This is a genomic window from Streptomyces africanus, assembly GCF_002150735.1.
In the GTDB taxonomy this organism is placed as follows: domain Bacteria; phylum Actinomycetota; class Actinomycetes; order Streptomycetales; family Streptomycetaceae; genus Streptomyces; species Streptomyces africanus.
In genome coordinates, this window is record NZ_MUKA01000263.1 from 278 (window position 1) to 10,927 (window position 10,650).

A 10,650-nucleotide genomic window follows, 5' to 3' on the forward strand; every position below is an offset into this window, starting at 1 on the left:
CCGGCTCCAGCGGATCGGCCCCGTACAGCACGGGCGCGCGGTCGCCCTCGGCCGCCGCCGCCGCGAACGCCCCGGCGAGCGGCGGCAGCAGCGCCGGATCCGGATTGCCGTTCGCCACGTCACGCACGCCGTCGGGCACGTCCACCCTGATGTGGTCCCGCCCCGTCGTGGCCGGCGCGGCCCGCACCCGGCTGCCGCGCCGGCCCGCGGTCTCGATGACCCCGCGCTCGCGCAGGGTCCGGTACGCGGCCGCGACCGTGTTGGGATTCACCCCCAGCTGCTCCGCCAACTCCCGCATGGGCGGCAGCAGTTGACCCGGCGGCAGCTCACCACCGCCCACCGCCCGCTCGATGCTCGCGGAAATCTCCGCTGCACGACGCCCGCTGATCCGATACTCTCCTAGCACAAAGCTCATTATGCACTAATACAATGGAGAGCACCATGCAGGGGACCACGCAGACGCCGTCTCAGCCCGACGCCTACACCCCGACCGACCGCACCGTCCCCACGCGCGCCGCGCACAAGGCCTCGTACGACAAGGATTTGGTGCACTCGATCCTCGACGAGGCCTACGTCTGCCATCTGGGCTTCGTCCGCGACGGCGCGCCGGTCGTGCTGCCCACCCTGTACGCCCGGACCGGCGAGCGGCTCTATGTGCACGGCTCGACCGGCTCGCGCCCGCTGCGGGAGGCCGGCCAGACCGACCCGGGCCTCCCGGTCTGCCTGACCGTCACGCACGTCGACGGACTGGTCCTGGCCCGCTCGGCCTTCCACCACTCGATCAACTACCGCTCCGTGGTGGTGCACGGCGTCGCCCATGACGTGACGGACCCCGAGGAGAAGCGGCAGGCCCTGGACGCCCTGGTCGACCAGGTCGTCCAGGGCCGCTCCGCCGACTCGCGGCCGGCCAACAAGAAGGAGCTGGCCGCCACCGCGGTGATCCGCCTGGACCTGGACGAGGTCTCGGCCAAGGTCCGCACCGGCGGCGCGAACGACGACCCCGAGGACCTCGCCCTCCCTCACTGGGCCGGTGTCGTTCCCCTGCGCATGGGCTACGGCACGCCGGTCGCCAACCACGACCTGGCCCCCGGCACCGAACTGCCCGACTACCTGCCGGCGCGGTGACGTCGCGCCCGTACCCGAGGGCTCGGTGATGTCACACCAGCATCACCGGCTCCTTGGTCCTGGCACCCCGCGCCTCCCCCACGGCGAGCCCCACGACCGAGCCCAGCATCAGCACGGTGCCGGCCAGCGTCGCCCCCGTGAGGTGCTCGCCGAGCAGGACGACGGCGAGCACGGCCGCGCTCACCGGTTCCAGCAGCATGATCACCGACACGGTGGCCGACCGTACGACGGCCGCGCCCGCGAAGTAGAGGCCGTAGGCGAGGGCGGTGGGGACGGCGGCGACGTACGCCAGCAGGACCAGGAGCCGGCCGGGCTCCTCGGTGTGCGGCAGCAGCCCCTCGGCCAGGGCGAACGGCAACAGGCACAGGCTCGTGACGGCGAACGCCCCGACGGTCGTCCGGGACGCGTCGGCCTCGCCGTCGCGGCCCCACCGGCGGGTGAGCAGCGTCATCACGCTGTACCCGGCCGACGACAGCAGCGCGAGCAGCACACCCCACGGGCGTACGGTCGTGTCCCCGCCGCCGAGGACGAGGACCGCGAGCCCGGCGAGAGCGCCCGCGACGGCGGCGGTTCCGCCCCGGCCGAGGCGCTCGGCGAGCGTGAGCCGGGCGCCGAGCGCGATGAGCACGGGCCCGGCGCCGAGGGTGACGACGGTGGCGACGGCGAGGCCGGTGGCGGAGACGGCCGCGAAGTAGGCCGTCTGGAACACCGCGAGCCCGACTCCGGTGACCCCGGCCCGCAGCGCCCGGCGGCCGAGCGGCACGGGTACGGCGGCCCGGGCGCGCGGCCGGACGAGGCGGACGGCGAGCAGCAGCACGAGGCCGGCGGCGCAGCGCCAGAAGGAGAGGGCGACGGGCCCCAGGTCGCTGGTCCGGTAGACCAGTGAGGCGGCCGCGCCCGCGGTGCCCCAGGCGACACCGGCGACGATCAGATAGAGGAGGCCTCGCCCGACGGGCAGGCCGGAGGCAGTGTTCGACACGTGTTCTCTCCGCAGACGCGCACGGCACGCCGCGCGGCATCGGCGGCGGCTGGTGCGCGGAAGTTCGGGAAGGGCCCCGGATCGCGTCGGATCAGCGGATCACGTCGGATCAGCGGGGTCCGCGGACTTCGTCTGCGGGCAGCACCGTTCGGCCCGGTGGTGACACGCCGGGCGCGGATTCCGGAGGGCCCGCCTCAGGCGGCCGGAGGCGGAAGAACGAGTGCGTTCGAAGGCATGATCGGCACCCTATGCGGCCGTTCCGGGCCGGGACAACTTCCTTTCCGGGCCGCCGCTCGCCACCGGCTGTCCGGAGCCCTTGGCGGGCGTCGAGGACTGTGCGATGAACGCGCCCACCAGCACGATCACGCCACCGGCGAGCTGCGGCGCCGACAGGTGCTCGCCGAGGAGGATCCAGGCCAGGACGGTGGCGATGACCGCTTCGAGGCAGGCCACGACGCCGGCGACCTGCGGGGAGAGCCGGCGCACGGCGAGCACGCCGGTCACGTACGCGACGACCGTGGCGACGAGGACGATCCAGGCCAGCAGGGCGACCGCGGCGACGGGCGAGCCGTCCATGCGGGCGGTGCCGGTGAGCACGGACCAGTCCAGGCTCCACGGCCGGGCGATGACGGTCAGTACGGCCGCGCCGACGAGCAGGCCGTAGGCGATGACGCCGAGCGGGTCGGGTGCCTCGTCCCCGGCGTCGCTGCCCTGGTCGGAGAGGACGAAGTAACCCACCTGGCAGCAGGCCGCGCCGAGGGCGAGCAGCAGCCCCAGGGCGTCGAAGCGGAGCCCCGACCACACCTCGACGACACACGCGAGCCCGCCGACCGCGAGGACCACACCGACCGCCGCGGCACGCGTCACGGGCCGCCGCTGCACGAACCGCACCCAGCCCAGCACGAGGGCGGGCGCCAGGTACTCGATGAGCAGGGCCACCCCGACGGGGATACGGGAGAGCGAGGCGAAGTAACAGGCCTGGACGCCGGCGACGGCCAGCAGCCCGAATCCGGCGAGCAGTCCGGGCCGGCGGCGCAGCAGCGCCCGGTGGCGGACGGCGAGCGGCAGCATCACCAGGGCCGCCCCGGTCGCACGCAGCCACACCACGTGCAGGGGGTCCAGACCCGCCTCGATCAGGGGCTTGGCCGCGACACCGGATCCGCCGAAGGCGACCGCGGACAGGAGCGCGAGGCCGAGCCCGACACCCTTGCCGTGCCTGCTGGGGCTGCTGTCAGACGTACGCACCGGCACATGATGACAGGCGATGACAGGAGCGTCATCCCCTATGGCACCTGTCTCACTGCCTGGACGTCACGAGCGGCTCGGCCGAGCCCGGTCAGTAAGCGGCTTCGCCACCTCGGACACAGTCCTGAGGCGGGCACTGCCGCGACGCGTCGGTCCAGCCGTCGATACGGGCTTGCACCGCGCGCTGGTCGATCCCGGCGCGTCGGAGCACCTCGACCGCGCGCGCCTGCGAGTCGGCGACGATCGCCGCGAGCAGGTCGACACCGCGGGCCGGACCGCCGTGCCGCGCGGCCCGTTCGCGGGCGTACTGCATCGAGGCCGCGGCCAGCGGCGAGAAGCCGGCGGTCTCCGTCACGACGGGGACGGCGCCGGAGTCCTCGACGCCGTTCTGCCAGCGCAGGCCGTAGCCGATGCTGCGCTGGACGAGGTAGCCGAGCAGCCGCGCGATCTGCGGCTCCTCGAAGAGGGCACGCGCCTGCGGGTCGGACTCCAGCAGCGAGTGGAGCAGATGGGCCGTGTCGATCTGGCGGTCCGCGTCCCTGACCGCCCTCCGGCGGGCACCGGTGACCACCGATGCCAGCTCGTCACTGAGCCTGGCATCGTTCTCCGCGCGGTGGATGCCGTGCTCATGCGCCGACTGGCGGGGGATACGGGGTTGCACATCCCCCACCCCATCAGTCCCGGGCGCCCGGGGCATCCTCGGAGGGAACCATTTTCGCGTCCCACGGGAAGTGGACATCGCCGGCCGGAATCTCCTCCTTACGGAGGACATCAGGCTGTTTCGCGCCACGACTCCGGCGCGTCTGACAGGTCGTCAGTATTGAACATTGCGGCCGCCACGGCTACGTTCCGCGACATCCAGCCCGACGTGAAGAGGTGGTCGCATGGCCGAAGTCAGCGCGGAGGCACGCATCGGGGCACCGGCCGAGAAGGTGTGGGCCGGACTCACGGACTGGTCCTCGTACGGCGAGTGGAACGCGACCCACACGAACTTCCCGGAGGGCGGCCCCGACCCCCTCGAGGTCGGCGCGACGTTCCGGGAGAACATGCGGCTCATGAACTTCCCGGCCGAGGTGGAGTGGACGGTCGAGGCACTGGAACCGGCGCGGCTGCTCGCCATCCGCGGCAAGGGCCCGATGGGCGTGACCGTGGCGACGCGCTACACCCTCACACCCGACGGCGACGCGACGACGGTCCGCATCGACGGCGAGTTCACGGGCACGACGGTGTCGCTGATGGCGGGCAAGCTCAAGGACTCGGCCACGGCCGCCCTGAACGAGTCGCTGCGCAAGCTGGACGGGCTGGTGACCTGACGCCGACGCCAGGCGGCCGGCCGCAACCGGCACAAGCCGAGGCGCCCCGCGGATCACTCCACGGGGCGCCTGCTCAACCCTCGCGATCGTCAGTCCTCGTCGGCGAGGATCAGGTACAGCTTCTTGCGGGCCTCGTTGATGACGCCGAGCGCCTTCTCCCGCTGCTCCTTGCTGCCGGTCTTCCAGACCTGGCCGAAGGCCTCCATGAGACCGAAGCCGGCTTGGCGGATCTCCCCGAGAGCCTCCCAGTCGACCCCGCGGGAGGCCTCCTCCCAGGGCGCCTCGGGCCCTTCCTCGGCCGCGACACGGCCCGCCTCGGTGAGCGCGAACAGCTTCTTGCCGCCCTCGGACTCACTCGTGATCAGGCCCTCGTCCTCCAGCAGCTGAAGGGTGGGGTACACCGAGCCGGGGCTGGGCTTCCACGCCCCGCCGCTGCGCTCGGCGATCTCCTGGATCATCTCGTAGCCGTGCATCGGCCGGTCCTTGAGCAGGGCCAGGATCGAGGCCCGCACGTCACCGCGCCGCGCCCTTCCCCTCGGCCCGCCGCGCCCTCGTCCGCCCCAGGGTCCGGGACCGAAGCCCGGACCACCGGGCCCGCCCCAGCCGGGACCGGGACCACCCGGCCCGAAGGGCCCGAAGGCTGCACGCAGCGCCTCGAAGCCACCCCGGCCGCCGTGACGGGATCCGCCGTGGCCATGTCCGTGCTCGAATCCGTGAGTATGCATCGCAAACACTCTCCATTCCATCGTTGATCTGTCGCGATGCCTCAACGATATATCGCTACCGTTCGGATGACAAGGCCCGATCGGGTCCGTCCGTATCAGGGCTGGGTGTCGAGCCACACGGCGTCGGCGTCAGCCGCATGGGTGGCGTTCGCGGGGCTCGCGGCGGCCGGGTGTTCGCGGCCGTGGTGCAGACCACGGTGGCCTTCGCCGCGTCGGGCATCCCGGGCACGCGGGTCGTCACCGGCACGCTCGCCGAGGCGTGGGGCGGGCGGAGCGTCTACGCCGTGCTCGCGGTGCTGTCCCTCGGGCTCGCGCCCCTCGTCCTGGTGGCACTGCCGTCGGAGGAGCGCCTCGACCCGCCTGCGGGGTACGGGCAGGCCGTCGCCTCACTCGGTGGACTGTTCGGGCAGCGTGCCTTCCTCACGCGCGGACTCATCGCGTTCTTCTTGTTCGCGTCGTTCGGGACCCTGTGGAGCGGGCTCTCCCTGCCGCCGGCGGACCCGCCGTGGCGGCTGCGCGAGAGCCCGGATCGGCCTGTTCGGCGTCGCCGGACTCGCCGGCGCGCTCGGCGCGGGGCGCCGGGCGGGCGGCCCCGGTCACCGGCCTTGCGCTCGCCCTGCTCATCCTCTCGTGGGTGGCCCTCGGGCAACTGCCGTGGTCGCTGAGGCTCCCGTTCGCCGGAATCGTGGTTCTCGACTTCGCGGTCCAGGCCGTGCACGTGAGCAACCAGCACGAGCTCGCCACCGCGTATCCGGACCGCGTCAGCAGCGTCCTCGGCGGTTACATGGTGGTCGGCCCTGGTGATCCCCCGGCGCGAGACAAGGCTCGTGGGTAAATCGGTCCAGGACTCGCGCATTGGCCTTGGTCCGCCGCTGCGGCGAGCCTCTAGCGTCGTGGCATGCGGATTCGAATCGTCGACGCCTTCACCGATCGCCCCTTCTCCGGCAACCCGGCCGGGGTCGTCCTCCTGAACGACGCGGACGCCTTCCCGGACGACACCTGGCTCCAGAACGTCGCCCTGGAGGTCAACCACGCCGAGACGGCCTTCGCCCGTCCCCTCCCCGAGGGCGGCGAGGCCGACTGGGCGCTGCGCTGGTTCACTCCGGCCACCGAGGTCGCGATGTGCGGCCACGCGACCCTGGCCACCGCCCACGTCCTGCACACCACCGGCGCCCACGAGGGTCCGGTACGGTTCTCCACCCGCAGCGGCGTCCTCGCCGCCACGCCCGCCGAGGACGGCTCCCTCACGCTCGACTTCCCGACCGCCCCGCTCACCCGGGTCGACCCGCCGGACGGCCTCGCCGAGTCCCTGGGCACCGAGCCGCTCACGGTCCTCGACACCGGCCCGAACATCGGCGACCTGCTGGTCGAGGTCGCCGACGAGAAGACGGTGCGCGGTCTCGCCCCCGATCTCAAGGCCCTCGCCGCCCACTCCGAGCGCGGCGTCATCGCCACGGCCCGCGCGGACGACCCCGACCGGGGCTACGACTTCGTCTCGCGCTGCTTCTTCCCGAACGTCGGCATCGACGAGGACCCGGTGACCGGCAGCGCCCACACCGCGCTCGCCCCGTTCTGGTCCGAGCGCCTCGGCAGCCCCCGCCTCACCGGCCTCCAGGCCTCCCCTCGCTCCGGCCGCGTCCGCACGGAGCTGCGCGGCGAGCGCACCCTGCTGTCCGGCGGGGCGGTCACCGTCATCGAGGGCGAGCTGCTGGCCTGAGACGGACCCTCCCCCGGTCTCTCACGGCGTCGGCAGCCAGCCGACCTTGCCCGCCAGCAGCGCGTAGCCCACGAAGGCGCCGATGTCGAGCAGCGAGTGGGCCACCACCAGCGGGCCCACCCGGCCCCAGCGGCGGTACAGATAGACGAACACCACGCCCATGACCATGTTGCCGACGAAGCCGCCGATGCCCTGGTAGAGGTGGTACGAGCCGCGCAGGACCGAGCTGCCCACCAGCGCGGCCGTCGGCGTCCAGCCCAGCTGACCGAGGCGCCGCAGCAGGTAGCCGACGACGATCACTTCCTCCAGCACCGCGTTCTGGACCGCCGAGAGGATCAGCACCGGGTACTTCCACCACACGCCGGGCAGCGCCTCGGGCACCACGGTGAGGTTGAAGCCGAGGCCGCGGGCGGCCAGGTAGAAGGCGATCCCGGTGCTGCCGATGACGGCCGCGATCGCCGCCCCGCGGCCGAGGTCGGGCCAGGGGCGGGTGCGGTCGAAGCCGATGGTGCGCAGGCCCGCGCCCTCGCGCAGCAGGAAATGCGCGACGAGCACGACCGGCACGAGGGCCGTCGTGATCCCGAAGAGCTGCCAGGCCAGGTCGAGCCAGGGACGGCCGGGCGCGGCCGAGGCGTTCATCGTGGCCGCCTGGTCCTTCAGCCCGCCGGGCTTGGTGACCGAGCCGAGGAAGCTGATCAGGGCGGAGACTCCGCTCGCCCCCAGCGAGAGCGCCAGCACGAGCAGCGTCTCGTTGCGGAGCATCCGCCGCGAGAGCCGCTGCTGGGGAATGGATTCGTCGGCCACCGGGCTCGCCTCCGCCTGCACACCTGCCTCCACTTCACCGACCTGTCGGATCAGTATGAGGGCAGCGGGAGATCGGCCCGGCGGCGCATCAGCCGAGCGGCACCGGCTCCGGCGACCCCACGGGCCAGGTGTGCACCGGCTCCCCCTTGTGCATCAGCTCGCGATAGCGCCGGGTCGTGGCGGCCAGCGCGGCGCTCCTCGGGTGGCCCGCGTCCAGTGCCTTGCGGAAGGTCGCGGCCTGCCAGCTCGCCCCGTTCACCCTGCGCCGGCACCGCTCCTCGATCACGCCCAGGTACAGATCGCGGTCGGCCGGCTCCACGCCCCACGCGTCCAGCCCGGCCTCGGCGAGCGGCAGCAGTTCGTCGCGGACCAGGCTCACCGCGTCGACCTGTGCGGTGCCGCCGTAGCGGCCGCGCCGGGGCCAGGTGAAGCGGGCGTCGATGCCGTCCTTGCACGCGGCGTCGAAGTTGGCGGCGGCCGCCTCGAACGGCAGCCGGGTCCACACCGGCCGCGGCTCCTCGGCGAGGGCGCGGACGAGGCCGTAGTAGAACGCCGCGTTGGCGACGACGTCGATGACGGTGGGCCCGGCGGGCAGGACGCGGTTCTCCACGCGCAGGTGGGGGACGCCGTCGGCGATGCCGTAGACCGGGCGGTTCCAGCGGTAGATCGTGCCGTTGTGCAGGACGAGCTCGGCGAGGGACGGGGCGCCGCCCTGGTCGAGCACCTCCAGCGGGTCCTCGTCGTCGCAGATCGGCAGCAGCGCCGGGTAGTAGCGCAGATTCTCCTCGAACAGGTCGTACGCCGAGGTGATCCAGCGCTCCCCGAACCAGGTGCGCGGCCGGACGCCCTGGGCCTGCAGTTCGGGCGGGCGGGTGTCGGTGGACTGCTGGAACAGCGGGGGCCGCGACTCGCGCCACAGCTCACGGCCGAAGAGGAACGGCGAGTTGGCTCCTACGGCGATCTGCGCGGCGGCGACCGCCTGGGCCGCGTTCCACACGTCGGCGAAGCGGGCCGGGGTGACCTGGAGGTGCAGTTGCACGGAGGTGCAGGCGGCCTCCGGCGCGATGGACTTGGAGGTGCAGCTGAGGTGCTCCACACCGGCGATGTCGAGGGTGAACTCCTCGCCGCGGGCGGCCACGATCTGGTCGTTGAGGAGGGTGTAGCGGTCGACGTCGGAGAGGTTCGACGACACCAGGTCGTCCCGGTCGAGGGTCGGCAGAATACCGATCATCACGATTCCCGCGTCGACCTCACCGGCTTTCCGGTCGGCATATGCCAGTGACGTACGGAGTTCCTCCGCGAGCCGATCGAATACCCGATCTCCGAGGCGGTGTGGGGGAATGTTGACTTCCAGGTTGAACATGGCGAGTTCTGTTTGGAAATCACGGCTCGCGATACGTTCGAGGACTTGCGCGTTCAACATTTTCGGCATGCCGTCGGCGCCGGCGAGATTCAACTCGATCTCCAGCCCCATCAGGTTCTTGGGGCGGTCGAACCGCTTCTCCGCCAGGAGTCGCTCCAAGCCCGTCAGGCACCGACGGAGCTTGTCGCGGTAGCGCTGGCGATCGGACAGGTCGAACCCGCCCGCCACGACCTTCTCCCCCATCGATGCGTCCCTCCTCGGATGATGCGGGCCGAAGATCCGGCCGCCGGGTTCCCGGTCACGTGGAGGATGCCCAGCGAAAGCGATCGATAACGTCCCGGACGGGCCCGTCGGCCGCTACGCTGGTCACGTATGACCGGTGGCACATTCACTCGGCATGACGCAACGGCCCGGGTTTCGGGGTTGCGCGAACTCGTGAAAAATGCCGACGAGAATGGGCCGACCGCTGCGGGAGCATTCGCCGAGGTCATCGCCGTGCACCCCCGCGTGGAATCGGGATAATTCTCGCGTTTCGCCGACCGAATGTACCCTTGTTCTACTCACCGGAAACGGCTAGACGAAACACAGTCTGAACACGTGTCGTATAAACTCCGCGAACAAGGCAGAAGGTTGGCGCCCACGGTCGATGGGTCATGCCGTCGAGGCGATGTTCGGCGGACCCACCCCCCTCTCGTTCTTGAGACCCCGGCCCCTGCCTCTGACGACCTCCGTGAGCTGACAGCGCCGTCCGCCCCCGCCCTCGTGCCACCGTGCCTTTGAACTGAGAGGCGACCCACCATGCCGCTGCATGTCCCGCCGGCTCCCGCGCCCGCACTCCGTTCCGTCCTGACTGCGCTCTCCTCTCCCACCGTGGTCCGTGAGGCCCGAACTCCCTCCCTGCTCCGGGCCCAGGGACCCGCCACTCCCGAGCTCCCCCTGCCCGTCCACGTCCTCGACCGCGTCACGGCCGAGGGCGTGGCGGCCACCCGGCTGGCCGGGTGGCGCTTCCTGATCCGCTGCGGCGACCGTGCGGTGGCCGCGGCGGAGACCATGCTGACTCCCGACGGCTGGGCCTTCTCCCGCTTCTTCGAGGGCCCGTACATCGCCTCCACCGAGCGCGCCCTGCGCCAGGCCGAGACGATGTCGCAGCCGTACCAGCCCCGCCTGCTGTCCGTGCCCGGCCTGTACATGCTGACGCTCTGGCTGCACGAGGACATCACCGCCGACGGTGCCACCGGCCACCCCGCCGCCACCGACCTGCTCGTCCCCCTGGCCCCCGCACCTCCCGGCATCGCGGCCCATCGCCCGCACCGCGTCGCCGCACCGCTCCCCCTGCTGACCCACCGGGTGGCTCCCACGCGGCTCCTCGGCTCACCCGC

At 72.2% G+C, this 10,650-nt stretch carries 11 protein-coding genes and 1 pseudogene; 5 read left to right on the forward strand and 7 right to left on the reverse strand.

The window, feature by feature from the left end; all coding sequences use genetic code 11:
* A partial coding sequence (locus CCL05_RS46515; RefSeq protein ID WP_425275952.1) for a GntR family transcriptional regulator occupies positions 1–406 on the reverse strand: 406 nt, incomplete at its 3' end.
* Positions 407–441: 35 nt separating this feature from the next.
* Here CCL05_RS46515 and CCL05_RS29565 point away from each other — a divergent pair.
* Complete coding sequence (locus CCL05_RS29565) at positions 442–1,125, forward strand: pyridoxamine 5'-phosphate oxidase family protein (protein ID WP_086563708.1); 684 nt, start codon at positions 442–444, stop codon at positions 1,123–1,125.
* Positions 1,126–1,156: 31 nt separating this feature from the next.
* Here the strand turns inward: CCL05_RS29565 and CCL05_RS29570 are convergent, their stop codons facing one another.
* From CCL05_RS29570 to CCL05_RS29580, 3 genes are all read right to left on the reverse strand, one after another.
* Complete coding sequence (locus CCL05_RS29570) at positions 1,157–2,104, reverse strand: DMT family transporter (RefSeq protein WP_086563710.1); 948 nt, start codon at positions 2,102–2,104, stop codon at positions 1,157–1,159.
* 246 nt (positions 2,105–2,350) lie between these two features.
* Positions 2,351–3,355 carry an EamA family transporter gene (locus tag CCL05_RS29575; protein ID WP_086563712.1) on the reverse strand — a complete coding sequence of 335 codons (1,005 nt, stop codon included), beginning with the start codon at positions 3,353–3,355 and terminating at the stop codon, positions 2,351–2,353.
* Between the two features lie 85 nt (positions 3,356–3,440).
* The gene (locus CCL05_RS29580) at positions 3,441–4,010 is read right to left on the reverse strand and encodes a Clp protease N-terminal domain-containing protein (RefSeq protein ID WP_244204458.1); all 570 of its coding nucleotides are present in this window, start codon (positions 4,008–4,010) and stop codon (positions 3,441–3,443) included.
* A gap of 223 nt (positions 4,011–4,233) precedes the next feature.
* On the opposite strand from CCL05_RS29580, the gene CCL05_RS29585 reads away from it, so the two are divergent.
* A complete protein-coding gene (locus CCL05_RS29585; RefSeq protein WP_086563714.1) occupies positions 4,234–4,662 on the forward strand; it encodes a type II toxin-antitoxin system Rv0910 family toxin in 429 nt (142 codons plus the stop codon).
* Positions 4,663–4,751: 89 nt separating this feature from the next.
* Here the strand turns inward: CCL05_RS29585 and CCL05_RS29590 are convergent, their stop codons facing one another.
* Positions 4,752–5,387, reverse strand: coding sequence for a PadR family transcriptional regulator (locus tag CCL05_RS29590; RefSeq protein WP_086563716.1), 636 nt, complete (start codon positions 5,385–5,387; stop codon positions 4,752–4,754).
* A 117-nt stretch (positions 5,388–5,504) separates the two neighbouring features.
* On the opposite strand from CCL05_RS29590, the pseudogene CCL05_RS29595 reads away from it, so the two are divergent.
* Positions 5,505–6,177: pseudogene (locus CCL05_RS29595) on the forward strand (MFS transporter); the annotation flags it as partial.
* A 108-nt stretch (positions 6,178–6,285) separates the two neighbouring features.
* Positions 6,286–7,104, forward strand: a complete 819-nt coding sequence (locus CCL05_RS29600) for a PhzF family phenazine biosynthesis protein (RefSeq protein ID WP_086563717.1) — start codon at positions 6,286–6,288, stop codon at positions 7,102–7,104.
* A 21-nt stretch (positions 7,105–7,125) separates the two neighbouring features.
* Here CCL05_RS29600 and CCL05_RS29605 read toward each other — a convergent pair whose 3' ends face one another.
* Entirely contained in the window at positions 7,126–7,929 is an 804-nt protein-coding gene (locus CCL05_RS29605) for a CPBP family intramembrane glutamic endopeptidase (RefSeq protein ID WP_086563719.1), read from the reverse strand.
* Between the two features lie 67 nt (positions 7,930–7,996).
* The gene (locus CCL05_RS29610; RefSeq protein WP_086563720.1) at positions 7,997–9,514 is read right to left on the reverse strand and encodes a glutamate-cysteine ligase family protein; all 1,518 of its coding nucleotides are present in this window, start codon (positions 9,512–9,514) and stop codon (positions 7,997–7,999) included.
* 555 nt (positions 9,515–10,069) lie between these two features.
* On the opposite strand from CCL05_RS29610, the gene CCL05_RS29615 reads away from it, so the two are divergent.
* Positions 10,070–10,650 (forward strand): hypothetical protein (locus CCL05_RS29615; RefSeq protein WP_086563722.1); only part of this gene is annotated, 581 nt, incomplete at its 3' end.

Coding starts and splice junctions, on each gene's coding strand:
- CCL05_RS29565 (WP_086563708.1), top strand. CDS start 442: ATGCAGGGGACCACGCAGACGCCGTCTCAGCCCGACGCCTACACCCCG.
- CCL05_RS29585 (WP_086563714.1), top strand. CDS start 4,234: ATGGCCGAAGTCAGCGCGGAGGCACGCATCGGGGCACCGGCCGAGAAG.
- CCL05_RS29590 (WP_086563716.1), bottom strand. CDS start 5,387: ATGCATACTCACGGATTCGAGCACGGACATGGCCACGGCGGATCCCGT.
- CCL05_RS29600 (WP_086563717.1), top strand. CDS start 6,286: ATGCGGATTCGAATCGTCGACGCCTTCACCGATCGCCCCTTCTCCGGC.
- CCL05_RS29610 (WP_086563720.1), bottom strand. CDS start 9,514: ATGGGGGAGAAGGTCGTGGCGGGCGGGTTCGACCTGTCCGATCGCCAG.